We start from the raw sequence: 24,040 nt of genomic DNA, 5'->3' as shown, positions 1-24,040 counted from the left end.
GTGAGGATGGCGCGCGAAGAACAGAGGAAGCCGGTGTGACCCTGAGCACGACCTCCATCCCTCAGCTGTACTTCCCCATGCACGGCGACGACGGCTACCGGGTGGAGCACTACGACCTGACCCTCGACTACCGGGTGACCCCCAACCGTCTGGGCGGGGTGGCCCGGATCACCGCGGTGGCGCTGCGGCGGCTCACCCGGGTCGCCTTCGACCTCGGCGCCCTGCGGGTGAGCGGCGTGCTGGTCGACGGCGCTCCGGTGCGTTTCACCCATCGCGGGGGCAAGCTCCACCTGTCGCCGCCCGGGCTGCGGCCCGGCCGGTTCACCGTCGAGATCCGCTACTCGGGCACCCCCCGGCCGGTGACCAGCCACTGGGGCGGGCTCGGCTGGGAGCAGCTCACCGACGGCGTGATCGTGGCCAGCCAGCCGATCGGGGCGCCCTCGTGGTTCCCGTGCAACGACCGGCCCGACGACAAGGCCACCTACCGGATCTCGGTCACCACCGCCTCCGCGTACCACGTGGTCGCCAACGGGGAGCTGACCTCCAGGCGGCGGGCGGCCTCGACGACCACCTGGGTGTACGAGCAGGCCGAGCCGATGGCCTCCTACCTGGCGAGCGTACAGATCGGCCGCTACCAGCAGATCGAGCCGAGCCCGGGGACGCGGCTGGTCTTCCCCGCCAGGCTCGCCTCGCGGGTGCGCCACGACTTCGAGCGCCAGGGCCGGATGATGGAGGTCTTCCGCGAGCGGTTCGGCCCCTACCCGTTCGGCTCCTACACGGCGGTGGTCGTGGACGACGAGCTGGAGATCCCGGTCGAGGCGCAGGGCATGTCGATCTTCGGGGTGAACCACGTGGACGGCAGGCGGGGCGAGGAGCGGCTGGTCGCCCACGAGCTGGCCCACCAGTGGTTCGGCAACAGCCTGACGGTGGCCGACTGGAGCGGCATCTGGCTGCACGAGGGGTTCGCCTCGTACGCGGAGTGGATCTGGTCGGAGAGCTCCGGTGGCCTTTCATCCGATGATCACGCGCAGCGCTGGCACCGCCGCCTCTCCGCGCTCCCCCAGGACTTCGTGCTGGCCGACCCGGGCCCACGACGGCTGTTCGACGACCGGGTCTACAGGCGCGGCGCGCTCACCCTGCACGCGCTCCGCCGCACCGTCGGCGACGAGCCCTTCTTCGCTCTGCTCAGGGAGTGGACGGCCGGGCACCGCCACGGGACCGTCACCACCGGCGCGTTCACCGCGCTGGCCGCGCAGCGCACCACGCGGCCGCTGGACAAGCTGTTCGCCGACTGGCTGCAGGACCGCCGCCTCCCCGCCCTCCCCTGACCCTTATACATCGGATGGCTGCTATAACGGTCTACAACTTCACGGAGGTACGGCATGCGCATCGCGTTGCACACCCGGGTCAAGCCGGGCAGGGAGTCCGAGTACGACCAAGCGCACCGGGAGGTGCCCGCCGAGCTGACCGAGGCCATCAGGCGGGGCGGCGCGCACGAGTGGACGATCTGGCGCAGCGGCCAGGACCTGTTCCACGTGATCGACTGTGACGACTACGAGGCACTGCTGGCGTCGCTGGCGGACCTGCCGGTGAACATCGCCTGGCAGGCCCGGATGGCCGAGCTGCTGGAGGTCGTGCACGACTACTCCGAGGGGGGCGCGGACAAGGGCCTCCCCGCGGTGTGGCGGCTGCCCTGACGTCTTCTCCGGAAAGCCCGGGGCCGCCCGCCGGAAGGCCTGAGGAACCCCGGCAGGCCCTGGGCCCTCCCGGCCCCCGGATCCCCGGGAAGACCTGAGGCCCGTCCGGGAAAGAGACCGCATTCCCGGAAAACCCGGAAAAGCCGGGGAAGCCGAGGAAGCCGGGAAGAAAGTCACGCCGGCTCTGTCACGAGACAGAAACCCAGCTGGTTGTACAGCTCCAGCTGATCGTAGTAATCCCGGCGAGTGATGATCTTGTCGCCCTCGATCGTGCACAGGCCGCAGCCCCGGAAGATGATCTTTCGGCCGGTCCCCTCCGCCACGTGACCGTCGGGCATGAGGAAGGACCCGGTGTGAGTGCCCATGAACGTCCACTCGGTCACGGCGGGGTCGTCGCAGCACACCTTGTACCAGGGGGTGACATGCATGTCCGGGAAACCGTCCAGCAAGTGCTGGTAATACCAGAAGATCTGCTCACGACCTTCGGCGATGCCCACCGGCGTGACGAAGACGGCGTCCTCGCTGTAGAACTCCATCAATTTGTCGGTGTCACGCTCATTGAGCGCGTCGAACAGTCTGTCTTTGATATCGCGAGCATCGGGCATGACATACCTCCCTGGCCGTCAGGACCACGGTATAACCAATGTTTTGGCAGCGGAAGGGTAGCTGCGGCATCCGCCGAGAAACCACGACAGGCGCGCTGAGCAGTAACGACGCGGAGCACACCCGGGAGATCGCGGCGGGCCACGATACCCCCGAACCCCGAAAGCCTTCAAGGCACGATAACTCGCGAATTGGCAAACACATACCCGCAGGCCTGCCGCGAACATTCAAAGGGGCTCCCGTCGGCGACACAGGACGGGCGGTCACGTCGGCCTTTTGTGGAACTCACCGAAGCGATCACAAAATGATGTTCTTGAGATTATTGCCGACCGGTGACCCGGTCTGCGCCGGCTGCACGGAACTTGAACAGATATTTCCCCCCGGCTCTTTTCCGTGACCGGCATTGATGACAACCTGAAAAAGCGGGGTTCCTCACCGCACACTGTCGCGGCGGACCGAACGTCGGTACGGCCCTGGGTGGCAGGACGGCCGGGGATTCCCGTAAATCACGGGTTCCACCTCCGGCCGCGCGGGACGGCGGCGCGCACCGGCCCGGAGCCGTCACCCCGGCGGGGAATGAGAAATCACCGCTTCCGGCGACCACCGGCCGCCGGCGGTGCTCACCTCCGGTCTCCGTACCCGGCCTGACCTTCGTCCCCTCGGCCCGCCCACGGCCGAGCACGGTGAATCCCCGGCCACGAGGGCCGAGGAGCCGGGGACGGCTCACCTCGCGGGACGCCGTCCGCGACGTGGGCACGCTCCCGGCATCCGGCGGAGCGGCCGGGCCACCGGCGGAACGGCACCGAAAGCGACCGACCATACGGAGGCGAAATGAACGAAGAACACGACCGCACGACCGACCGGCTCGCCCGCGCCCTGGGCTGGGCCAGCCTGGGGCTGAGCGTGGCACCACTCGCCGCGCCGGGCGCCGTCAGCCGGCTCTGCGGCGTCGACGACTCGATCCAGGCCCGTGGCGCGGTGATGCTGGTGGGCGTGCGGGAGCTGTTGCACGCGGCGACCCTGCTGGGCTCCCGTACCCCCGCCCCCCTGGTGTGGACCCGCGCCGCGGGTGACGTCATCGACCTGGCGACGCTGAGCCGGGCGCTGTCACACCGCACCGGCCGGCGCCGCCGCCGCGTCACGGCCGTCACGGCGGTGGTCGCCGGGATCACGGCGATCGACCTGTACACCGCGCTGCGGGCGAACCGGCGCCGCCCGCACAAGGGCCCGATGAGCCTGCACGCGGCCATCACGATCAACCGCCCTCGCCAGGAGGTGTACCGGTACTGGCACGACTTCGAGAACCTTCCCAGCTTCATGACACACCTGGAGGCGGTGGAGACGACCGGCGACGGGCACTCGCACTGGAAGGCGCGAGGCCCCGTGAAGACCGTCGAGTGGGACGCGGAGATCGTCGAAGACCGGTCCGACGAGCTGATCGCCTGGCGTTCCATGCCGGGCGCCCTGGTCGGCAACAGCGGTTCCGTGCGCTTCCGCGACGCTCCCGGGGGACGCGGCACGGAGGTGCGGGTGAACCTCGCGTACGTCCCGCCCGGCGGCAAAGCCGGCCTGGCCTTCGCCAGGCTGCTGGGCGAGCATCCCGAGCAGCAGGTCCGCGACGACCTGCGCCGGTTCAAGCAGGTCCTGGAGACCGGTGAGGTGGTCCGCTCGGAAGGCAGCCCGGAGGGCACCCGCGCGTTGCGGCAGGCCATGCAGCGTCCCGCCCAGCCCGTACCGCTATGAAGTCGTGACGCAAGGAGAATTCCATGAAGGCCAACTGCTGGATGGGCCGCAACACCGTCGAGGTCCGGGAGGTTCCCGACCCCAGGATCCTGAACTCCCGCGACGCCGTCGTCCGTATCACCTCGACCGCGATCTGCGGCTCCGACCTGCACCTCTACGACGGCTACATCCCGACCATGAAGAAGGGCGACATCCTCGGCCACGAGTTCATGGGCGAGGTGGTGGAGGTGGGCCCGAAGGTGTCGACCCTGAAGGTCGGCGACCGGGTGGTCGTGCCCTTCCCGATCGCCTGCGGCGCCTGCACCTCTTGCCAGCACGGCATGTACTCGGTGTGCGAGAACTCCAACCCCAACGCGGGCATGGCCGAGAAGCTCATGGGCCACGCCCCCTCGGGCATCTTCGGCTACTCCCACATGCTCGGCGGCTATCCGGGGGGCCAGGCCCAGTACGCGCGCGTGCCCTTCGCCGACGTGGGGCCGATCAAGATCGAGGATGATCTACCGGACGAGAAGGTGCTGTTCCTGTCCGACATCCTGCCCACCGGCTGGATGGGCGCCGAGATGTGCGACATCAAGCCCGGCGACACGATCGCCGTGTGGGGGGCCGGCCCGGTGGGCCAGTTCGCGGTCGCCAGCGCCTACCTGATGGGCGCCGACCGGGTCATCTGCATCGACCGCTTCCCCTACCGGCTGAGGAACGCCGAACGCGCGGGCGCGGAGACGCTCAACTACGAGGAGGTCGACGTCCTCGACGCGCTGCGGGACATGACCGCCGGTCGCGGCCCGGACGCGTGCATCGACGCCGTGGGCATGGAGGCCCACCACCCCGTGCCCGCCATGTACGCCTACGACCGGGCCAAGCAGGCGGCCCGGCTGGAGACCGAACGCCCGTACGTCCTGCGTGAGGCGATCATGGCCTGCCGCAACGGCGGGATCGTGTCCGTGATCGGCGTCTACGGCGGCATGCTCGACAAGTTCCCGATGGGCTCCCTGATGAACCGGTCGCTGACGCTCAGAAGCGGTCAGTGCCACGTCCAGCGATACCTGAAGCCCCTGCTGAACAAGATCCGCAAGGGCGACATCGATCCCAGCTTCGTCATCAGCCACCGCATGCGGCTCGAGGACGCCCCGCGCGGCTTCGAGATGTTCAAGAACAAGGTGGACGACTGCAACAAGATCGTCCTGACCCCGTAGCCGGGGCACTCCGTCCCCCGGCCGCCGGCAGGCCGGGGGTAGGGGGACGGAACCGGCGGCGACGAGAGCGGGGCGGCGTCCGGGAGCACGGCTCGCGGATCGGCGTGCGAACGGCCGGAGGCACGGCTCACGACCCTGCGCGAAGGCGGCCGGAAGCGTGGGCTCGCGGATCGGCGTGATCGCTATCGTGGGCGGGTGCCTCCCGCCCACGATGACCACCCGCCCCGCTTCCCCCGCACCCGCCTGCTCGCCGCGCTCGCCGCCCTCGCGACCGTCGCCGCCGGGCTGACCGTCCGCGCGGTCACCGGCGGCTGGTTCGGCAAGTACGCGGGCGACGCCCTCTACACCGTGCTCGTCTACGCGCTGGTGGTGTTCGTATGGCCCCGGGTCACCCCGGTGCGGGCCGCGATCGGCGCGCTGGCGTTCAGCTGGGCGGTCGAGCTGGCCCAGCTGACGCCCGTCCCCGCCGCGCTCTCCGAGGCGAGCGTCGTGGCCAGGCTGGTGCTCGGCAGCACGTTCGGCGCGGCCGACCTCGTGGCGTACGCGGCCGGGGCCCTCCTCGCCGCGTCGGCCCACACCCTGCTGGAGCGCCGTTCCCTGCGGCGCCGGGAGCGGGCGACCACGGTGCCCTGAGCATTGCCGGGCGGATCGTATGATTCTCAGGTCATGCCTGAAGGACACACCATTCACCGCCTGGCCGGAGAGCACCGGCGGGCGTTCGGCGGGCGGGCCGTGCGCGCGGAGAGCCCGCAGGGGCGCTTCGCCGCCGGGGCCCTGCGGATCGACGGCCGGGTGCTCACCGAGGCCGACGCCCACGGCAAGCACCTGCTGCTGGGCTTCGACGACGAGCGGTGGCTCCACGTCCACCTCGGCATCTACGGCAAGTACGCCTTCGGCCAGGCCCCCGTGCCCGCGCCGACGGGGATGGTGCGCCTGCGCCTGAGCAACGCGGGCCGGTACGCCGACCTGCGCGGCCCCAACACCTGCGAGCTGCTCGACCCGGCGGGGAAGGCGGCGCTGCACGCCAGGCTCGGGCCCGACCCGCTACGGGCGGACGCCGACCCCGAGGCCGCCTGGCGGCGGATCAGCCGCAGCCGCGTCTCGGTCGGGATCCTGCTGATGGACCAGTCGGTCGTCGCGGGCGTGGGCAACATCTACCGGGCCGAGGCGCTGTTCCGGCAGGGGATCGACCCGTCACGGCCCGGCCGCGACCTCACCCACGGGCAGTGGGAGGCGATCTGGGCGGATCTGGTGCTCCTGATGGCCGAGGGCGTCCGGGTGGGCCACATCGACACGGTCAGGCCCGAGCACACACCGGAGGCGATGGGCCGCCCGCCCCGCGTCGACGGCCACGGCGGCGAGGTATACGTCTACCGGCGCTCCACCATGCCCTGCTTCCTGTGCGGCACCGAGATCCGCACGGAGGTGCTCGCCGGGCGCAACCTCTTCTGGTGCCCGGCCTGTCAGGTCGGCTGACCGCCGCACCGGACCGGGAAGGCGCCGAGCGGGCCGTCCCCGGCCGCGGGCACCGGGACCCGAACCCGGGAGTGCCTCACATCAACGTCCGGGCCGTCCAGAGTTCGGGGAAGATCTCCCGCCGCATGCTCCGCTCCAGCCAGGTCAGGCCGCTCGAACCCCCGGAGCCCGGCTTGGCGCCCATCGAGCGCCGTACCGCCATCAGGTGCCGGTAGCGCCAGTCGGAGAACTGCTCGGCCAGGTCGGTCAGCGCCTCGGCCAGCGGCGCGAGCGGGCCGCCGTAGACCTCGACCCAGACCGCCTCGACCTCGGGGTCGGGCCCGTACTCGGCGGCGAGGTCGCGATCGAGCACCGAGCGGGGGACGGCGTGGCCCGCGCGGGCGAGGAAGGCGAGGACCGAGTCGTAGAGGCTCGGCCGGTGCAGCGCCTCCACGAGCTCCTCGTACGCCTCGGGGTTGCGGCGGTGCGGCCGGATGAGCGCCTCGGACTTGTTGCCGAGCAGGAACTCCACGTGGCGGTAGAGGGCCGACTGGAAGCCGGACCCCTCGCCCAGGGCGTCGCGGAAGGAGTTGAACTGCGCGGGGGTGAGCCAGCTCAGCGCGGCCCACGCGGCGTTGAGCGCCTCGAAGTGCCGTACGGTGCGCCTGATCGTCAGGGTCGCGGCGGTGACGTCGTCCGCGTCGAGCTGCCGCTGGGCGAGGCGCCACTCGGTGCGGAGCAGGCCGAAGTAGAGCTCCATCACCTGGGTGGTGACCAGGAACGGCAGCTCCTCCGGGGCATCGGTGATCGTGCGCTGGAGCCCGTGCAGGGTGGCGGTGCCCACGTAGTCGTCGTAGGGCGTACCGGATTCGAAGCCCAGCGTCGGCAGCCCCTCGTTGGCCTCGGCACGCGCCTTACGGTCCTGCTCCGTGAGCTGCTTGATGCCGGTCATCACTCCTCCTTCGTCGGTATAACCTCCATGGTGGTCTGTATCGGTCTGTACGGAAATAATGGAAGAAAGGCGATTATTGGATTGGGCCTTCGGAACGGAAGGCATCGAGCGGATCAAGTTACGATGTGACGGAGCGTGACCGTGGACGCGATGGATTGGGCGTTGCTCGCCGAACTTCAGGGCGATGCGCGGCTGTCGTACAGCGAGCTCTCGCGCCGGGTGCACCTGTCGGCTCCGGCGGTGGCGGAGCGGGTGCGGCGGCTGGAGGAGACCGGGGTGATCACCGGCTATCACGCCCGGGTCGACGCGGCGATGGCCGGGCGCGGGGTGGCCGCCCTGATCAGGATGTCGTGTTACGGGCCCCGCTGCGTGCTCCGCGACGAGCAGGCGCTGGCCTGGCCGGAGATCCTGGAGGTGCACCGGGTGACCGGTGACGCGTGCTGCCTGCTGCGGGTGGCCGCCTCCTCGATGACGGCCTTCGAGGAGATGATCGACCGGCTCGCCCCGTACGGCCACCCGTCGAGCATGATGGTGCTCTCCAGCCCCGTCCCCTGGCGTCCGCTCTCCTCCACCTGAAAGCCCGCCCAGGGCCTTCCGGGGACCCCGCAGAAAGGTCCCGCAGAAAGGCCCTGCCGAAGGGCCCCGCTGTGAAAGGCCCTCTGGAAGACCCTCGCCCGGTGAGCCCGTCACCACCGGCAGGGGCCCGCCGCCGGGAGCGAGGCGGAAGCGAGGCGGAAGCGGACAAGGGGCCTTCCGAAAGCTTTGCGAAAGGGTCTTCGCCCGGCGAGCCCGTCACCGCCCGAGAAGACCCTCTGGCCGAGGCGGGTCGGTCAGGAGGGCCTGCGGTGCTCGGCGACGGCCCCGGCGGTGGCTCGCCAGATCGGTGACGCGGGGTCGATGACGTCGAAATGATCGCCCGACATTTCGAGATATGTCACCTGATCACCTGACTCCTGAGCGGCTCGCGCGTAGCGGCGCCCGAAGTCGACCAGGTCAAGATCGTCCCCGCCCCCCTGCACGATGAGCTGGGGCACCCCCAGGGGAAGCCGTTCCAAAGGCCCCGAGCTCCGGTAGGCGGCGGGCGCCTCGGCGGCGGATCCGCCGAGCGCGACGGCGATCGCGCCGGAGCTCATGTGCCTGCGGTCCCCCTCGGCCAGGTCGAGCACCCCCGCCAGGGAGACGGCCAGGGTGATCCGGTGGTCGTCGGCGGCGGCGCGGAGGGCGAGCTGCCCGCCCGCCGAGTGGCCGATCACCACGAGCGGGCCCCGGGCGCTCTCCGCCGCGAGGGCGACACCCCGGGCGACGTCCGCGGTGGTCGCGTCCCAGCCGTGCAGGTCGGGGCGGCGGTATTCGAGGTTCCAGGCGGCGAACCCGCGCTCGGCGAGGTCGATGGCGAGCGCGTCCATCAGGTCCGCTCCCCAGATGGACCGCCAGAAACCACCGTGCAGCAGCACCACGGTGGGCGCCTGGTCCCCGCCCCCGTTCCCGCGCGTCGCCGCGGGTGCATGCTCCTCGGCCTCGCGCACCGCCGCGGGTGCCCGCTCTCCGGCCTCGCGCGCCGCCGTGGGGTCCTGCCCGCCGTTCTCGTACGACGGCGACGCGGCGGGTACCCCGGCCGGCGGAACCTCGGCGGGCGCCTCACCGGCGACCTCGTACGGAAGGCGCACCTCCACCCACTGGTCGGGGTGGTCGCCGTAGGGGATCCGCTGCGCGGGCCGGCGCAGGCGGTGGACGGCGTGCCTGATCGCCCAGGTCAGCCCCCAGATCCCCCGCCCGTGTATGTGCGTCCCCGCCGTGACCTTCGCGCCTCCCGGACCGCCCGGTTCCTCCGGTCCTCCCGGTCTCCCCGTGCCACCCGCGCCAACCGTGAACGCCGCACCGCCCGGTTCCCCAGCACCGCCCGCGAACGCCGCGCCGCCCGGTCCACCCGCGCCGCCCGAAGCCCCCATCACACCCGAAGACCCCGCACCGCCCGTGAACCCCGGGTCACCCGCTGGGGCGGGAAGCGGGGCGTCGGCCTTCGTCAGGTCGAGCCAGACCGCGTCGGGACGCTCGGCGAACAGGCTCCGGGCCTCCGGATCCGGGCCGGGCAGGACGACCAGGACGTCGGGCGACTCCAGCGCCGTCCGGAAAGCCGGCAGGTCCGAGGCCGCCGACACCGTACCGCCGACACCGAGGGCCGCGAACTCGCGGTCGGCCACCTCGGTGAGCAGGCGAAGGTCCGCGACCAGACCGGGACCGGCGAGCACCAGCACATGCGGATTCGGGGTAAACATCCGTTTATTCTGCCCCATTAACGTGTGTTTACGGCTCGGGGATATATGCCTGCATCAGCAGTTTCTCGGCGTCGTCCAGGTAGCTCTCCAGGGCCCGCTCGGCCTCGGCCGCGCGTCCGGCCTCCATGAGCTCGACCAGCTCCAGGTTGCGGGCCACGAAGGGCTCGTGGAAGGCGCGGGGGTTCTTCATGACGTGGAAGACCAGGCGGAGCTCGGCCAGCAGCTGGCGCATCGCCTCGTCCAGGCGGGGGCTGCCGTTCAGGGCGGCGAGGCCCTGGTGGAAACGGATGTTGGCCGTGCCGACGTCCTGCCAGCGTCCCTCTCCGGCGGCGCGGGACGCCTCGGTGACGGCCTCCTTGAGGGCGGCCAGGGCGTCACGGGAGGCGTGCGCGCCGTTCCGCACCGCGGCGCCCTCGATCACCCTGCGCACCCGGTAGAGGTCGGCCACGTCCTCGGCCGAGAGCACGCGCACGAACACGCCCCGGTTGAGCCGATGCTCCAGCAGGCGTTCGTGACCGAGCAGCCGGAACGCCTCGCGCAGGGTGTTGCGGGAGACCTCCAGCGCCGCGCCGATGCTCTCCTCGGAAAGGCGCTGACCTGGGACGAAGAGCCCCTCGGCGATCCGTTCCCTGAGGATGTCGGCGACCACCTCGGCCGCGCTGCTGCGCCCGAGGCGGCCGCGGTCGCGCTGTAGCGCCGCGGTGACGTTTTCCACGCTCCCAAGAAATCATCAAACAAATCTATTGTCGAATTGTTGAACGATTCTTATGTTGATGGGACCACGTCAAGAAGCCGCCTCATGGGACTTCCCCCGCGAGACGGGATCCCCTACAAGACAGGACTTCCCTACGAGACGGGACATCCCCCACGAGAAGGTAAGGAGCACACGCGATGGCAAGCTCCCAGACCAGGCGGGTCATTGTGGCCGGGCTGGTCGGCACCTCCCTGGAGTGGTACGACTTCTTCCTCTACGGTTCGGCCGCCGCGCTGGTCTTCAACAAGCTCTTCTTCCCCACCTTCGAACCGCTGACCGGCACGCTGCTGGCGTTCCTCACCTACGCGATCGGGTTCGTCGCGCGACCGCTCGGCGGGATCGTGTTCGGCCACTTCGGCGACCGGGTCGGCCGCAAGAACGTGCTGGTGGTGACGCTGCTGCTGATGGGTGTCGCCACCTTCCTGATCGGCCTGCTGCCCGGCTACGCCACCGTCGGCGTGGCCGCCCCGCTGCTGCTCGTCACCCTGCGCTTCGTGCAGGGGCTCGGCCTGGGCGGCGAGTGGGGCGGGGCCGTGCTGATGTCCATCGAGCACGGCGACCCCCGGCGGCGCGGGTTCAACGCGAGCTGGCCGCAGGTCGGGGTGCCCGCGGGAAACCTGCTGGCGGCGGCCGTGCTCGGGATCATGTCGGCGGCGCTCCCCGAGGAGGCGTTCCTGTCGTGGGGATGGCGGGTGCCGTTCCTGCTGTCGGGCGCGCTGGTGGTCGTGGGCCTGTGGATCCGCCTGCGGATCGTGGAGTCGCCGCTGTTCGCCCAGGTCGAACGGGCGGGCGCGAAGGCCCGGATGCCGTTGCTTGAGGTGCTGCGCACGCACCCGCGGGCGCTGGTCTCCGCGGGCCTCGCCCGCATCGGCGTGGACGTCGCCTTCTACATCTTCGTGACCTACATCCTGGCCTACGTCACCGGCCCCCTCGGGCTCGAACGCGGGGTCGCGCTGAACGCGGTGCTGATCGGCTCCGCCTTCCAGCTCTTCCTGATCCCGCTGTTCGGCGCGCTGTCGGACAGGGCCGGCCGCCGCAGGGTCTACCTGGCGGGCGTGATCGGGGCCGCGGTCTGGGTGTTCGCCTTCTTCCCGCTGCTCGACACCGGGTCCTTCCCGCTGATCGCGCTGGCCTCGGTCGTCGCCCTCGCCTGCCACGCCGCGATGTACGGGCCCCAGGCGGCCTTCATCGCCGAGCTGTTCAGCACCCGCCTGCGCTACAGCGGCGCCTCGATGGGCTACCAGGTCGCCGGGATCTTCGGGGGCGCCCTCGCCCCGATCGTCGCGCTGTGGCTGTTCGACCGGTTCGGCGGCACCCTCGCCGTCTCGCTCTACGTGGTCGCCGCCCTGGCCGTCACCGCGGCGGGCCTCGCCCTCGCCCCCCGGACGCATGACGACGTACCCGGTCCCGGCGGCACTCTCGACGGCACCTCCACCGAAGACCACGGAGACACCCGCGACGGCACCTTCACCAAAGCCCCCGGAGACAGCCACGACGGCGCCTCCACCGAAGACTCAGCAGGCACCGGCGACGGCGACCTGGGAACGCGCACGGGGACCGCTTCCCGGGACGCCTGACCTCCCCTGCCGCGGCCACCGGCCCTCCCCGGTGGCCGCGGTTCTTCCCGAAGTTCGGAACAGCCCGGTTTCCGGACAGCTCACCGAACTCACCGGCCCACCAGCTCGTCAAACCCGGTTGGAGCACGTGAGGAACCGCCAGAAGCCCGCCACGAGGGAAGCCGGCCGGGCCGGTGACCGGGGACGGCCATCCCCGGTCACCGCCCTCCGGTGCCCGCCCAGAGGAGGATCGACATGCCCATCGGAAAAAGCGTCGCCGCCGTGGTGTTCGCGGTCATCGCGGTGATCGTCCTGATCGGCGTCGGAGGCGGCTTCGAACGCACCGAACCCGGCCAGGTGGCCGTCGTCAGGGACGGCGGCCCGCTGGACGACACCGGGATCCGGCAGGTCATCCCGCCCGACTCCGGGCTCACCTGGGTCGGCCTGTGGTCGTCGGTGCACTCCTACCCGGCCCAGCAGCGGATCTACACCATCACCACCGACGCCAAGCGGGCCAGCTCCAGCGGCGTGGACGAGGTGACCGTGCCGAGCTCCGACGGGGTGAACCTCGGCATCGAGGGCACCCTCTACTTCACGCTCAACCTCGACCAGGAGACGCTCAAGCGCTTCGACGACCGGTACGGCACCCGCACCTACCTGGGCCAGGACGGCGAGCTGCGCTCCGCCTGGGACGGGGACGAGGGATGGAACGCGTTCTTCATCCAGTCCGTGCGACCGGTGATCTACAACGCCCTGCGCAGCCAGATCGGCGCCGCCGAGTGCGCCGAGCTGCTCTCCTCCTGCTCGCTGGTGCAGACGACCTCGAACAAGAAGGCCCTCCCCGCCGTCATCGACAGCAACGCCTCCATCATCCGCGCCCAGAACGGCATCAACCAGCTCCTGGAGCGCGACCTGGAGCAGCTGCTCGGCGGCCGTTTCTTCACCGGCCTGCGGTTCACGCTGGTCCGGGTGACGCTGCCGCCCGAGATCCAGGCCGCGGTGAACAAGACCCAGGTCGCCCAGGCGGGGATCGCCGAGGCGAAGGCGAAGGCGTCGCAGGCCGACGTCGAGGCCGAGGCGAAGATCAGGCAGGCCGAGGCGGACGCGAAGGCGTCGGTCGCGCTGGCCAAGGGCGAGGCCGAGGCGAACAAGCAGCTGCAGGAGAGCTACCGGAAGTGCCGTGCCTGCGTCGAGATCGACAAGCTGAACGCCCTCCCTGAGGGCATCACCGTCTACGCCCCGGGCAACTCCGACATCGTCGTCCCGGCGAAGTGACCCCTTCCCCCGACGCCGTTTTCCCCGCGGATCTCCGGCTCCGGGACGACCGGTACGTCCCGGACTCGGGTGACCCCGGCTCCCGCACGCGGGACCGGGTTCGCCTGAGTCCGGGCACAGGCATCTCCACGCCTGGGCACATCCGGAGTCGTACATATAAGATCACTAAAATGATGGTATGTCCGCTTACCGGAAAGATCTCTAGCCGTAGAACCTCCGAGACGTTAACGTCTGCGCATGCGCCACGTTGAGTTCTCGGGCAAGAGGCTCCGGCTCAGGGAGATCACCATCGACGACGTGGACGCCCTGCATGCCGTCTACGGTGATCCGACGGCCACCGAGCACCTGCCGTTCGACCCCCGCACCCGCGAGGAGGTCGAAGAGATGGTCATCGAGGCGATCAAGAGCTCGGAGGCCGAGCCCCGGCGTCTCTACGTGCTGGCGGTGACCGACCTCGACGGCGGCGAGGCCTTCGGCGTCGCCCGGCTGCACATCGAGGCCGACCACCCGCACAGCGCCGAGATCGGCCTCGGGCTCCGTCCCGACCACTGGGGCCGGGGCATCGGCACCGACCTGATCCGGCTGATCCTCACGTTCGGCTTCCGCGATCTGCGCCTGCACCGCATCTGGGGCGCCCGCTCCCCCGCCAACACCGCCGCGCAACTGGCGATGCTGGTCGCCGGAATGGTCGAGGAGGGCAGGATCAGGCATCACGTACGGGCCCGCGGGGCCTGGCGCGACTCCGTCGTGCACTCGGCGCTGGAAGACGAGTGGGAGGGCCACCGTGACGTCTGACCGGGGAGGTCTCCCGGCCCCGGACCGGCCGTGAACCGGCCGCACGCCGCCGCGTTCCCGCCATGGACCGACCGCGCCCCTCGCACACCGACCATGGACCGGCCGCGCGCCCTCCCGCACACCCGCCGTGAACCGGCCGCACGCGCCTCGCACACCCGCCGCGTACCTGCCATGGACCGGCCGCGCGCCCCTCGCGCACCGGCCGTGAACCCGTCGCGCATCTGCCGCGTACCTGTCGTGAACCGGTCGCGGACAAGGGAGAACCCGCCCCCGCGTCCCCCTTTTCAGAATGTTGTGACGGGAATGCTGCCGTTTCCGGTCACGGGAAGTGTCAAATGGCCCTAGAGTCCGCGCATGTGAGCGAAAGTCCCATCCTCCCCGTACGAGGGCGCCCGGTGCGGCCCTCCGGAAGACACCGCAGGCCGGTGCCCGCCCAGCTCCCGCCCGAGGCGCCCGCGCTGGTGCTGGCCGCGCTCGGCGACGCCTCCGGCACGGCCGCGGAGCTCGCGGCCCTCATACGGGGGGACAACCCACAGATCCAGGTTCGCCTGGCCGCGCTCGGCGAGGACGGCAAGGAGCTGACCTCCGAGCTGGAAGCCGCGGCCAGGGAACGTCCGGAGGACGCCACGGCCGCCGTCGTGGTGCCGCTGCTGACCGGCCCGCACCCGGTCGCGGACCGGCTGATCGCCGAGGCCGTCGCCTCCAGCAGGGTCTCGGTGACGGTCACCGAACCCCTGGGGCCGCACCCGCTGCTCGCCGAGGCGCTGCACATCCGGCTGTCGGAGAGAAGCCTGGCGCGGGCCGACCGGATGCGGCTGCTCAACGTCTCCAGCCCGGTCGACGCGGTCATCCTCGCCACCGTCGGCGGCGAGAAAGCGGCGGCCGAGGCCCAGCCGACGGCGGTGTTGCTGGCCTCGCGGCTCACCCTGCCCGTCCTGGTCGCCTCCCTCGACAGCGCGCCCGCCGTGGCCGACGCGGCCGAGCGGCTGCGCGGCATCGGCGCCCAGCGCATCGCCCTGTCCCCCTGCGTCCTGGGCCCCGAGGCGCCCCCCGGGCTCGCGAGCGCGGCGGCCGAGGAGATCGGGGCCGAGTGCGCCGATTTCCTCGGGGCGCACGATCTGATCGCGGACCTGGCCGCCCGCGCCTACGGGAGCATCCTGTCGGCGGATTGAGCGCCCCCGTGTGATCTATCTCCTCTGACGGGTAATGACTCGCGTAGCTGTCAGAGGAGATAGATCATGCTGTTCGGAAAAGAGCACGTCGACCGATACATAGCGACCAACGGCGCCGAGGGACACGAGTGGCAGGGCACCACCGCCCTGCTCCTCACCACCATCGGCCGCAAGTCCGGCGAGCCGCGGACCACCCCGCTCATCTACCAGCGCCACGGCGACGACCTTCTCGTCGTGGCCTCCAAGGGGGGCTCCGACCAGCCGCCGCTGTGGTACCTCAACCTGCGGGAGAACCCCGAGGTCGAGGTGCAGGTGCTGGGTGACCGCTTCAGGGCGAGGGCCCGCACCGCCACGCCCGAGGAGAAGCCGGAGCTGTGGTCGATCATGACCGCGGCCTGGCCCGCCTACGACGAGTACACCAAGAAGACCGACCGGGAGATCCCCGTGGTCGTGCTGGAGCGGATCACGTCGTGACCGGCGCCGCACCGACCGGCGGGCTCCCGCCGTGACCGGGAACCGGCGCGGCCGGGCCCGGCGAGGGGCGGGGACAGGGACAGGGGCGGCTCAGGGCTCCAGCCAGACGTAGCCCGCGAACCTGCCGGTCGTCCCCTCCCCGCGGTGGGAGAACAGGTCGGCGCTCTCGATGGTGCAGCGGGTGTCGTGGGTGATCTCCCCGACGCCCGCCTTGCCCAGCTGCGAGGTGATCGCGGCCCGCAGGTCGAGGGCCGGGGTGTCCTGGCGGGTGATCGACCACGCCTCGGGAAGCAGCACCGCGACCTCGTCGCGCATCTCGGCGGGGACCTCGTAGCAGGTGCCGCAGGCCATCGGGCCGATCAGGGCGGTCATCCTCGCCGGGTCCGCGCCGCGCCCGGCCATCTCCTCGACCAGGGCCGTGACCACGCCGGACATGGTGCCGACCCGCCCCGAGTGCGCGGCACCGACCAGTCCGGCCTCCGGCTCGGCCAGCAGGACCGGCGCGCAGTCGGCGCAGAGCGCGGCCAGGCCGAGACCGGGCACGTCGGTGCAGACCCCGTCCAGCGGCGGCGGGTCGTCGCCGAACGGCTCCCTGACGTATCGGACGTCGGCGCTGTGGACCTGCCGCATGAACACGACCTGCTCCAGGCCGAACTCGGCGGCCGTCCTGGCCCTGTTCGCCGCGACCGCGTCCGGCTCGTCGCCGCACATGCCCCCCAGGTTGCGGCTGCCGTACGGATCGGCGCTGACCCCACCGTGACGATCGGTGATCCTCATCTGAAAGTTCACGGGCCGACCTTACCCGCCCAGGAACCCGGCCTCCCGGACGTTCGTTTTACAAGGACACAGAACCCCATAGAGATTGCGAGCGTCATGGCGCAGGTTGTGTACGACCGCAAGGAGCAGTACCAGCAGATCGAGAGCGGTCTGATGCCCGGCGAGCAGATCATCGCCGTCTACGACGCCATCGGCACGGGCACCGGCTTCCTGGGACTCACCGACAGGCGTGTGATCGTGCAGGACAAGTCGTTCGTCGGCAAGAAGATCGCCATCACGAGCATCCCCTACAACAAGGTCTCGGCGGTGAGCGTGGTGAGCAACAAGTCGATCGCGGGATCGTTCTTCTCCTCGGGCGCCATCGCCATCCACGTGGGCACCCACACCTACGAGGTGGAGTTCCGGGGCGACAACAAGGCGCACCACGTGCACAACGTGATCCTGCACTTCATCACCGCCTAGGAACCCCCTCTCGGAGAGATCCGCGGAAGCCGAAACCGTCAGGAGACCGGCGCCTCCCCGGCGGCGACCCGCCGATAGAGATCCATCGTCCGCTCGGCGATGCGCTCCCAGGAGAAGTGCTCCACCGCGCGGATCCGTCCGGCCTCGCCCATCCGGGTCGCGAGCGCGGGGTCGGCCAGCAACCGGTTGACCCGCCCGGCGAGGCCGGCGGCGAAGGCGTCGGGGTCGTGCGGGGTGCCGTCGGCGGCCTGCTCGATCGGGACCAGCAGGCCGGTCGAGCCGTCGGCGACGACCTCGGGGATGCCGCCGGTCGCGGTGGCCACGACGGCGGTCTCGCAGGCCATCGCCTCCAGGTTGACGATGCCCATCGGCTCGTAGACGGAGGGGCAGACGAACACGGTCGCGTGGGTGAGGATCTGGATCACCTCGGGGCGGGGAAGCATCTCCGAGATCCAGACGACGCCCTCGCGGTCGAGCCCGCGCACGAGCGCGGTCACCTCGGCGGCGATCTCGGGCGTGTCGGGCGCGCCCGCGCAGAGCACCAGCTGGGCGTCGGGGTGGAAGTCTCGGGCCGCGTGGAGCAGGTGGACGAGACCCTTCTGACGGGTGATGCGGCCCACGAAGACGACGTACGGCCTGCTCGGGTCGATGCCGTGCCGCTCCAGGACGTCGGTGTCCCGGTCGGGGGCGTACTCGCCGGTGTCGATCCCGTTGTGGATCACTGTGACCCTCTCCGGCGAGATCTCCGGATAGCTCGCCAGCACGTCGCGGCGCATCCCCTCGGAGACCGCGATGATCGCGTCGGCGGTGGCCAGCGCGCCGCGCTCGGCCCACGACGACAGCGTGTAACCGCCGCCCAGCTGCTCGGCCTTCCACGGCCGCAGCGGCTCCAGGCTGTGCGTGGTCACCACGTGGGGCGTCCCGTACAGCATCTTGGCGACGTGGCCGGCGAAGTTGGCGTACCAGGTGTGGCTGTGGACCAGGTCGGCGCCCTCGCATCCGGCGGCCATCTCCAGGTCGACCCCGAGCACCTGGAGCGCGGCGTTGGCCGTCTCCAGGCCGCCGGGCACCCGGTAGGCCGCGACGCCCTCCTCCGGCCGTGACGCTCCGAAACAACGGACCCGGGTGTCGGCGAGCCTGCGCAGCTCCCGGGCGAGGTATTCGACGTGAACTCCCGCCCCTCCGTAGACGTCGGGGGGATATTCACGGGTCAGCAGATCCACTCGCATGCGATCAGCCTAGTGTTTCATCCCTGTTCATCAGGTTAAGGTCCACCTATGAGAGTCCTCGCGATCGTGCTCGCCGGTGGAGAAGGTAAGAGGCTGATGCCTCTGACAGCTGATCGAGCGAAGCCTGCGGTGCCTTTCGGGGGGATATACCGGCTCGTCGACTTCGTACTGTCCAATCTCGCCAACGGTCACTACCTCCAGATCGTCGTGCTGACGCAGTACAAGAACCACAGTCTCGACCGGCACATCTCCCGGACATGGCGCCTGTCGGCGATGCTCGGCAACTACGTCACGCCGGTTCCCGCCCAGCAGCGCCTCGGGCCGCACTGGTTCTCCGGCTCGGCCGACGCGCTGTTCCAGAACCTGAACCTGATCTACGACGAGATGCCCGACCACGTCATCGTGTTCGGCGCCGACCACATCTACCGGATGGACCCCCGGCAGATGGTCGAGCAGCACATAGAGTCCGGGGCGGAGGTGACGGTGGCCGCGATCCGGCAGCCGCTCTCGCTCGCCGACCAGTTCGGGGTCATCGAGGCCGACCCGGCCGGGCGGCGGATCGTCGCCTTCCGCGAGAAGCCGAAGGACGCGGTGGGCCTGCCTGACGCGCCCGACCAGGTGTACGCGTCGATGGGCAACTACGTCTTCAAGACCCAGTCGATGATCGACGCGCTCAGGGAGGACGCGCTCGACCCGACGAGCAAGCACGACCTGGGCGGCAACATCATCCCGATGATGGTGAAGTCGGGCAGCGCGGAGGTCTACGACTTCGCCGACAACATCGTGCCCGGCTCCACCGAGCGCGACCGGGGCTACTGGAGGGACGTCGGGACGCTCGACGCCTACTACGAGGCCCATATGGACCTCATCTCGGCGCACCCGGTCTTCAACCTCTACAACAGCCGGTGGCCCATCTACACCGGTCACGACCCGCTTCCCCCGGCCAAGTTCGTGCACAACGACGGCGACCGGGTGGGCAGGGCGATCGACTCCCTCGTCTCGGCGGGCGCGATCGTCTCCGGCGGGCTGGCGGAGCGCTCCATCCTCTCCCCCGGCGTGGTGCTGCACTCCCACTCCCAGGTCGAGGACTCGGTCCTGATGGGCAACGTGAAGGTGGGCCGGGGCGCGATCGTCCGCAAGGCCATCGTCGACAAGAACGTGATCATCCCGGACGGCGCCAGGATCGGCTTCGACCTGGAGTACGACCGCAGCCGCTTCGCGGTGACCAGCGGCGGCATCGTCGTCATCGGCAAGAACGAGATCGTCGAACGCTGACCCTGGCCTGACCTCCGAATGCCGACCCGGGTCTGATCGCCGAACACCGGAGGGACCCGCGTCGCCGAACGCCACCCCGGTCCCGCGCCGGTTCCCCCGGTTCCGCCCCGGCTTCGCCCCCGCCGGTTTCCGGCCCCGCCGTCACGGCGGGGCCGGAACACTCCCTCCCGGGCGGCCGGGCCCGAGCGCGGGGCCCCGGATCTCCCCCGAACGCACCGAACGCACCGGAGAAACGTTCGGCCGAGCGCGCCCCGCCCCCTCGCGGAGGCCGTGGGTCACAAAAACGCGTTGACGGAGTGAGTACTCACTCCGCAGAATGAGCGCATGGAAACCCCACCCGCCCGGCGACGCGCGCCGGGCATGAGTCCTGAGCGGCGCCGCCAGATGATCGTGGCGGCCGCCCTCCCCCTGGTCGCCGAGAACGGTGCCGCCGTGACGACCGGCCAGATCGCCAGGGCCGCCGGCATCGGCGAGGCCACGATCTTCCGGGTGTTCGCCGACAAGGACGAGTTGCTCGACGCCTGCATGGCCGAGGCACTCCGCCCCGACCACGTGCTGGAACAACTCGCGGCGATCCCGCTCGACCAGCCGCTGATCGATCGCCTCGTCGAGGCCGCCGAGGGCATGCGGGCGCACATGGCGCGGATCGGCACCGTCATCTCCGCGCTGCACGCCTCCGGCCGCCCCCTCGAACGCCCCGCCGTGAGATCTCCCGGGCGCGGCGCGGAGGGGGCGCCCCGGCTTGATCGGGAGTCCTCGTTCAAGGACACCCGCACGGCGCTGGCCGAGCTGTTCGAGCCCGAGCGCGACTCCCTGCGGCTGCCTCCGGACCGTCTCGCCGCGCTCTTCCTCGCGATGGTGTTCTCCTCCGCCCGGCGGCCGGAGGGCGAGCCCGAGCCGAGCGCCGACCTCGTCGACGTGTTCGTGCACGGCGCCCTGACCCGTCCCCCATCGGAAGAAGACCCGTCGTGACCGTCACGCTGAACCACACCATCGTGCCCGCGCTCGACAGACGGCGGGCGGCCGACTTCTTCGCCGGCGTCATGGGCCTGGAGTGCCTGCCCCCGGCCGGGGCGCACGGCCACTTCGCCCCGGTCCGGGTGAACGAATCCCTCACCCTCGACTTCATGACCGTGGAGGCGTCCGAGGGCCACCACCTGGCCTTCGACGTCGACCCGGCCACCTTCGACGGCATCCTCGCCCGGCTCAGGGAGCGCGAGGTGCCCTACGGCAACCACCCCGCCCAGCGCGACAACGGGAGAATCGACCACCCGCTCCGCCCGCGTGGCCTGTTCTTCGCGGACGAGACGGGAAACCTCTACGAGGTCATGTCCGACTGACCGCGAGCGTCGTTCGGGGATGACGGTGACCGCACCGCGCGACTTCTTGATCTGTAGGGGATAGATTCTCCCGGTACGTCGCACGACTCACCCTCCCCGGTCTCCCGGGCAGACCCCCGAGTATGAGAGATCGCATGTTCGGCATCATCCGCCCCTGTGGCGAGCACTCCTGCCCGACGCTGCACCGGGCCTGGATGGCGCATCTGTGCGGGCTGTGCCTGACCCTCAGGGACGGGCAGGGGCACGCGGCCCGGCTGGCCACCAACTACGACGGTCTGATCATCTCGGTGCTCGCCGAGGCGCAGGGCCCGGCGGGCTCCCCGCACCGGACCGCCGGACCCTGCGCGCTGCGCGGGTTCCGGCCGGCGGACGTGGTGGACACGCGGGCCGCGGGCGTACGGCTCGCGGCCACGGTGTCGCTCGTCCTCGCGGCGGGCAAGCTGCGCGACCACGTGGCCGACGGCGACTCCGCTCCGGGCACCGGCGCGGCGCGCAGGATGCTGGCGGCCCGCTGGGAGGCCGCGGGGGCCCGGATGGGGGCCGGGATCGGGTTCGACACCGCCTCGCTGGCCTCGACGGCCGAACGCCAGATCGAGCTGGAGCGCGGCCGGGGAGTGACGCTGCTGGAGCTGACCGGTCCCACCGAGGAGGCCGTCGCCGCCGCGTTCGCGTACACCGCGACGCTCGCGGGCATCCCGGACAACGCGGCGGCGCTGGCCGAGGCGGGCCGGTTCTTCGGCCGGATCGCCCACCTGCTGGACGCCGTGGAGGACCGGGAGGAGGACGCCGCCCGGGGGGCGTTCAACCCGCTGACCGCCACCGGCACCTCCACGCGGGAGGCGCGGCGGCTGTGCGACGACGCCGCGCACGGCCTGGAGCTCGCGCTGCTGGAGCTGGAACTGGCCGACCGGCACCTGGTGGACGTGCTGCTGGGCACCGAGGTGCGGCGGGCGGTGGACAGGACGTTCCGCCACGCCCCCGGCCAGGATCACGGTCCCGCCCGTGAGGCGTGCGCGCGCTCGCACGGGGAGCGGCGCGGGGAGCGGGACCACCTCCCGGCGGGACACGACCACGCCCCCGGAGAGCACTCTCCCGGATCTCCCGAAGAGCACTACCCCGGAGGACACGACCACGAGACGCCGTCCCGTCCCGGGGAGGCGGGCCACTCCTACGAGCGGCCCGGATTCGTCCGCAAGTCCGCCGCCGGGGTGGGGACCCTGCTGACCTGCGGACTCTGGCGGCCCCGGTGGAGCTCCCGGAGGCACGGCGCCTGGGACGAGCGCTGCTACCTGAGAGGGTGCGACAGCTGCGGCTGCGACGGGTGTGACGGGTGCTGCGACTGCTGCAAGTGCTGCGGCAAGTGCGACGGGTGTGGCTGCGACTGCGGGGCCTGAGACTCCGGGGAGCGGCCCGCCGAACGCCGCGGACGGCCCCGGACGCGCCTTGCGAACGGGCGCGCTTCCCGAGCGGACGGGCGTGCCTCACGAACGGGCAGACGGGCCTCCGAGCCGCACGGATCCCGCGAACCGGCGTGCCCCGCGAACCGAGCGGATCCCCCGCACCTGGCGAGCGAGCCCGTCACCTCAACCCGCCGCCTCAGCCAGTCGCCTCAATCTCGGCTTCGGCCTCAGACCGGTTCCGGCCGGTCGTCGCCCCGCTCGCGGACACCGTCCTTCTCGCCGGAGTCGCCACCCAGCCCCCGCGACATCAGGCCCGCGCCCATGAGCCCGGTGAGCGTCCCGGGGACGGTCGCGGACGGGGGCGGGGTCTCGACCCGGAAGCGGGGCAGCGCCTCGGGATACTTGTCGCGGACGAAGGCCACCATGTGCTCGCGCATGTCGCACTTGAGATCCCAGGCGCTGGCGGAGTCGGCGGCGCTCATCAGGGCGCGCAGTTCCAGCAGCCCGTTGGGAAGGGTGTCGGTGATCTGGAGGGTCCAGTCCTTCTGGTCCCAGAGCGGGTGCTCGCGCAGGGCCCGGTAGAGCTCGGCGCGCAGCTCGTCCACCGGCACCGACCAGTCGACCCGGAACATTACGTGGCCGATCACCCGGCTGCTGTGCCGGGTCCAGTTCTCGAACGGGTTGGCCGTGAAGTAGGAGACCGGCAGGACGAGCCGCCGCTCGTCCCACAGCCGCAGCACCACGTAGGTCAGGCTGAGCTCCTCGATCCGGCCCCACTCGCCCTTCACCACGACGACGTCGTCCAGGCGGAGCGCGTCACTGAAGGCCAGCTGGAGCCCGGCGAGCATGTTGCCCAGGGTCGACTGGGCGGCGATACCGACGACGACCCCGGCGATCCCGGCCGAGGCCAGCAGCCCGGCGCCGAGCGCCCGCACCTGCGGGAAGGTGAAGAGCATCGCGCCCAGCGCGACCACGATGATCACTGCGGAGGCGACCCGGCGGACCAGGGTGATCTGGGTGCGGATGCGCCGGGCCCTGCGGTTGCCCTCGCCCTCGACGGTGATCAGACGGTCCAGTACCACGTCGGTGACCGCGTAGGCGGCCTGGATGACGAGCCAGGTGGCGCACCCGATCATCGCCAGGCTGAGGCCGCGATCGATCCCCTGACCGACCGAGACCGTCGCCATGTTCGGCTCGTAGATGGTGTGGGCCGTCGCCACGGCGGCCGTGGCGAACCCAGGCCAGGTGCAGCGGCGCACGAGCGGACCGGCGAGAACCCATTTCTCGCCGATCAGCCGCGAGCGCAGCACCCGTCGTACCACCTCCACCGCCACGACGGCGGCGGCCACCGAAACGATCATGATGATCCAGCTGGACACTTGAGGCGTCCCCCTCGACGTCTTTCATCCTCGTCGTTCTCTTACCTGGTTGACCTTCTCCTCTCCCTGCAGGGAGGGGATTCCCGGGGTCGCCCCAGGGGTTTCCTGTTTCATCGGGCCGTGCCTCCCCGGAAGCCTCCGGGGCCGGTCTTACCGGCCCTCCGCAGGCGTTTTACCTCTCGACCAGCCCGGCCGCGAGAATGTTTCTGGCCGCGTTCACGTCCCGGTCGTGA

24 protein-coding genes are annotated in these 24,040 nt (G+C 70.9%); 17 read left to right on the top strand and 7 right to left on the bottom strand.

The annotated features are described in order from the left end of the window. The first annotated feature begins 35 nt into the window (after positions 1-35). Positions 36-1,328, top strand: coding sequence for a M1 family metallopeptidase (locus ACFFRH_RS12195; RefSeq protein ID WP_344743185.1), 1,293 nt, complete (start codon positions 36-38; stop codon positions 1,326-1,328). Between the two features lie 54 nt (positions 1,329-1,382). Next, positions 1,383-1,697, top strand: coding sequence for an L-rhamnose mutarotase (locus ACFFRH_RS12190; RefSeq protein WP_344743184.1), 315 nt, complete (start codon positions 1,383-1,385; stop codon positions 1,695-1,697). A 173-nt stretch (positions 1,698-1,870) separates the two neighbouring features. Here ACFFRH_RS12190 and ACFFRH_RS12185 read toward each other — a convergent pair whose 3' ends face one another. Then, on the bottom strand, positions 1,871-2,302 hold the full coding sequence (locus ACFFRH_RS12185; protein WP_344743183.1) for an ester cyclase: 432 nt from the start codon (positions 2,300-2,302) through the stop codon (positions 1,871-1,873). A gap of 829 nt (positions 2,303-3,131) precedes the next feature. On the opposite strand from ACFFRH_RS12185, the gene ACFFRH_RS12180 reads away from it, so the two are divergent. The 4 genes from ACFFRH_RS12180 to ACFFRH_RS12165 all read left to right on the top strand — a co-directional run bounded on the left by ACFFRH_RS12180 (position 3,132) and on the right by ACFFRH_RS12165 (position 6,712). After that, a complete protein-coding gene (locus ACFFRH_RS12180; protein WP_344743182.1) occupies positions 3,132-4,043 on the top strand; it encodes an SRPBCC family protein in 912 nt (303 codons plus the stop codon). Between the two features lie 23 nt (positions 4,044-4,066). Next, positions 4,067-5,236 (top strand): zinc-dependent alcohol dehydrogenase, encoded by a 1,170-nt coding sequence (locus ACFFRH_RS12175; RefSeq protein ID WP_344743181.1) that lies wholly within the window; start codon positions 4,067-4,069, stop codon positions 5,234-5,236. A gap of 195 nt (positions 5,237-5,431) precedes the next feature. Continuing rightward, on the top strand, positions 5,432-5,869 hold the full coding sequence (locus tag ACFFRH_RS12170; RefSeq protein ID WP_344743180.1) for a ribosomal maturation YjgA family protein: 438 nt from the start codon (positions 5,432-5,434) through the stop codon (positions 5,867-5,869). A 33-nt stretch (positions 5,870-5,902) separates the two neighbouring features. Further along, positions 5,903-6,712: an Fpg/Nei family DNA glycosylase gene (locus tag ACFFRH_RS12165; protein WP_344743179.1), complete on the top strand. Its 810-nt coding sequence runs from the start codon at positions 5,903-5,905 to the stop codon at positions 6,710-6,712. Between the two features lie 76 nt (positions 6,713-6,788). On the opposite strand, the gene ACFFRH_RS12160 is transcribed toward ACFFRH_RS12165, so the two are convergent. Beyond that, positions 6,789-7,643, bottom strand: coding sequence for a tryptophan 2,3-dioxygenase (locus ACFFRH_RS12160; protein ID WP_344743178.1), 855 nt, complete (start codon positions 7,641-7,643; stop codon positions 6,789-6,791). Positions 7,644-7,793: 150 nt separating this feature from the next. On the opposite strand from ACFFRH_RS12160, the gene ACFFRH_RS12155 reads away from it, so the two are divergent. Next, a complete protein-coding gene (locus ACFFRH_RS12155; RefSeq protein ID WP_344743195.1) occupies positions 7,794-8,219 on the top strand; it encodes an Lrp/AsnC family transcriptional regulator in 426 nt (141 codons plus the stop codon). A 254-nt stretch (positions 8,220-8,473) separates the two neighbouring features. Here ACFFRH_RS12155 and ACFFRH_RS12150 read toward each other — a convergent pair whose 3' ends face one another. Beyond that, positions 8,474-9,919 (bottom strand): alpha/beta hydrolase, encoded by a 1,446-nt coding sequence (locus ACFFRH_RS12150; protein ID WP_344743177.1) that lies wholly within the window; start codon positions 9,917-9,919, stop codon positions 8,474-8,476. Between the two features lie 28 nt (positions 9,920-9,947). Beyond that, positions 9,948-10,634, bottom strand: coding sequence for a GntR family transcriptional regulator (locus tag ACFFRH_RS12145; RefSeq protein ID WP_344743176.1), 687 nt, complete (start codon positions 10,632-10,634; stop codon positions 9,948-9,950). Between the two features lie 176 nt (positions 10,635-10,810). Between ACFFRH_RS12145 and ACFFRH_RS12140 the strand changes: the two genes are divergently transcribed. From ACFFRH_RS12140 to ACFFRH_RS12120, 5 genes are all read left to right on the top strand, one after another. Continuing rightward, complete coding sequence (locus ACFFRH_RS12140; RefSeq protein ID WP_386156250.1) at positions 10,811-12,250, top strand: MFS transporter; 1,440 nt, start codon at positions 10,811-10,813, stop codon at positions 12,248-12,250. 234 nt (positions 12,251-12,484) lie between these two features. Next, positions 12,485-13,504 carry an SPFH domain-containing protein gene (locus ACFFRH_RS12135; RefSeq protein ID WP_344743174.1) on the top strand — a complete coding sequence of 340 codons (1,020 nt, stop codon included), beginning with the start codon at positions 12,485-12,487 and terminating at the stop codon, positions 13,502-13,504. Positions 13,505-13,741: 237 nt separating this feature from the next. Continuing rightward, complete coding sequence (locus ACFFRH_RS12130; RefSeq protein WP_344743173.1) at positions 13,742-14,299, top strand: GNAT family N-acetyltransferase; 558 nt, start codon at positions 13,742-13,744, stop codon at positions 14,297-14,299. A gap of 356 nt (positions 14,300-14,655) precedes the next feature. Further along, positions 14,656-15,471, top strand: a complete 816-nt coding sequence (locus ACFFRH_RS12125; protein WP_386156247.1) for a sirohydrochlorin chelatase — start codon at positions 14,656-14,658, stop codon at positions 15,469-15,471. 66 nt (positions 15,472-15,537) lie between these two features. Then, positions 15,538-15,945, top strand: a complete 408-nt coding sequence (locus ACFFRH_RS12120) for a nitroreductase family deazaflavin-dependent oxidoreductase (protein ID WP_344743171.1) — start codon at positions 15,538-15,540, stop codon at positions 15,943-15,945. A gap of 90 nt (positions 15,946-16,035) precedes the next feature. On the opposite strand, the gene pgeF is transcribed toward ACFFRH_RS12120, so the two are convergent. Beyond that, complete coding sequence (pgeF, locus tag ACFFRH_RS12115; protein WP_344743194.1) at positions 16,036-16,722, bottom strand: peptidoglycan editing factor PgeF; 687 nt, start codon at positions 16,720-16,722, stop codon at positions 16,036-16,038. Positions 16,723-16,818: 96 nt separating this feature from the next. On the opposite strand from pgeF, the gene ACFFRH_RS12110 reads away from it, so the two are divergent. After that, the gene (locus tag ACFFRH_RS12110; protein WP_344743170.1) at positions 16,819-17,184 is read left to right on the top strand and encodes a PH domain-containing protein; all 366 of its coding nucleotides are present in this window, start codon (positions 16,819-16,821) and stop codon (positions 17,182-17,184) included. A gap of 38 nt (positions 17,185-17,222) precedes the next feature. Here ACFFRH_RS12110 and glgA read toward each other — a convergent pair whose 3' ends face one another. Continuing rightward, positions 17,223-18,413, bottom strand: coding sequence for a glycogen synthase (gene glgA / locus ACFFRH_RS12105; protein WP_386156245.1), 1,191 nt, complete (start codon positions 18,411-18,413; stop codon positions 17,223-17,225). Positions 18,414-18,461: 48 nt separating this feature from the next. Here glgA and glgC point away from each other — a divergent pair, with 48 nt between their 5' ends. From glgC to ACFFRH_RS12085, 4 genes are all read left to right on the top strand, one after another. Further along, on the top strand, positions 18,462-19,688 hold the full coding sequence (gene glgC / locus ACFFRH_RS12100) for a glucose-1-phosphate adenylyltransferase (RefSeq protein WP_344743168.1): 1,227 nt from the start codon (positions 18,462-18,464) through the stop codon (positions 19,686-19,688). A 324-nt stretch (positions 19,689-20,012) separates the two neighbouring features. Beyond that, positions 20,013-20,660 (top strand): TetR/AcrR family transcriptional regulator, encoded by a 648-nt coding sequence (locus tag ACFFRH_RS12095; RefSeq protein WP_344743167.1) that lies wholly within the window; start codon positions 20,013-20,015, stop codon positions 20,658-20,660. Continuing rightward, positions 20,657-21,028, top strand: a complete 372-nt coding sequence (locus ACFFRH_RS12090; RefSeq protein WP_344743166.1) for a VOC family protein — start codon at positions 20,657-20,659, stop codon at positions 21,026-21,028. Before ACFFRH_RS12095 ends, ACFFRH_RS12090 begins: the two co-directional genes overlap by 4 nt. Before the next feature lie 134 nt (positions 21,029-21,162). Then, positions 21,163-22,422 (top strand): DUF5685 family protein, encoded by a 1,260-nt coding sequence (locus ACFFRH_RS12085; protein ID WP_386156242.1) that lies wholly within the window; start codon positions 21,163-21,165, stop codon positions 22,420-22,422. 233 nt (positions 22,423-22,655) lie between these two features. On the opposite strand, the gene ACFFRH_RS12080 is transcribed toward ACFFRH_RS12085, so the two are convergent. Next, positions 22,656-23,807, bottom strand: a complete 1,152-nt coding sequence (locus ACFFRH_RS12080) for a mechanosensitive ion channel family protein (RefSeq protein WP_386156240.1) — start codon at positions 23,805-23,807, stop codon at positions 22,656-22,658. Between the last annotated feature and the right edge of the window lie 233 nt (positions 23,808-24,040).

Source organism: Streptosporangium vulgare, assembly GCF_042428775.1.
GTDB lineage: Bacteria > Actinomycetota > Actinomycetes > Streptosporangiales > Streptosporangiaceae > Streptosporangium > Streptosporangium vulgare.
This window is presented reverse-complemented; position numbering and strand designations above follow the sequence as displayed.

Coding starts and splice junctions, on each gene's coding strand:
- ACFFRH_RS12190 (WP_344743184.1), top strand. CDS start 1,383: ATGCGCATCGCGTTGCACACCCGGGTCAAGCCGGGCAGGGAGTCCGAG.
- ACFFRH_RS12185 (WP_344743183.1), bottom strand. CDS start 2,302: ATGCCCGATGCTCGCGATATCAAAGACAGACTGTTCGACGCGCTCAAT.
- ACFFRH_RS12180 (WP_344743182.1), top strand. CDS start 3,132: ATGAACGAAGAACACGACCGCACGACCGACCGGCTCGCCCGCGCCCTG.
- ACFFRH_RS12175 (WP_344743181.1), top strand. CDS start 4,067: ATGAAGGCCAACTGCTGGATGGGCCGCAACACCGTCGAGGTCCGGGAG.
- ACFFRH_RS12165 (WP_344743179.1), top strand. CDS start 5,903: ATGCCTGAAGGACACACCATTCACCGCCTGGCCGGAGAGCACCGGCGG.
- ACFFRH_RS12160 (WP_344743178.1), bottom strand. CDS start 7,643: ATGACCGGCATCAAGCAGCTCACGGAGCAGGACCGTAAGGCGCGTGCC.
- ACFFRH_RS12155 (WP_344743195.1), top strand. CDS start 7,794: ATGGATTGGGCGTTGCTCGCCGAACTTCAGGGCGATGCGCGGCTGTCG.
- ACFFRH_RS12150 (WP_344743177.1), bottom strand. CDS start 9,919: ATGTTTACCCCGAATCCGCATGTGCTGGTGCTCGCCGGTCCCGGTCTG.
- ACFFRH_RS12140 (WP_386156250.1), top strand. CDS start 10,811: ATGGCAAGCTCCCAGACCAGGCGGGTCATTGTGGCCGGGCTGGTCGGC.
- ACFFRH_RS12135 (WP_344743174.1), top strand. CDS start 12,485: ATGCCCATCGGAAAAAGCGTCGCCGCCGTGGTGTTCGCGGTCATCGCG.
- ACFFRH_RS12130 (WP_344743173.1), top strand. CDS start 13,742: ATGCGCCACGTTGAGTTCTCGGGCAAGAGGCTCCGGCTCAGGGAGATC.
- ACFFRH_RS12120 (WP_344743171.1), top strand. CDS start 15,538: ATGCTGTTCGGAAAAGAGCACGTCGACCGATACATAGCGACCAACGGC.
- pgeF (WP_344743194.1), bottom strand. CDS start 16,722: ATGAGGATCACCGATCGTCACGGTGGGGTCAGCGCCGATCCGTACGGC.
- ACFFRH_RS12110 (WP_344743170.1), top strand. CDS start 16,819: ATGGCGCAGGTTGTGTACGACCGCAAGGAGCAGTACCAGCAGATCGAG.
- glgA (WP_386156245.1), bottom strand. CDS start 18,413: ATGCGAGTGGATCTGCTGACCCGTGAATATCCCCCCGACGTCTACGGA.
- glgC (WP_344743168.1), top strand. CDS start 18,462: ATGAGAGTCCTCGCGATCGTGCTCGCCGGTGGAGAAGGTAAGAGGCTG.
- ACFFRH_RS12095 (WP_344743167.1), top strand. CDS start 20,013: ATGGAAACCCCACCCGCCCGGCGACGCGCGCCGGGCATGAGTCCTGAG.
- ACFFRH_RS12085 (WP_386156242.1), top strand. CDS start 21,163: ATGTTCGGCATCATCCGCCCCTGTGGCGAGCACTCCTGCCCGACGCTG.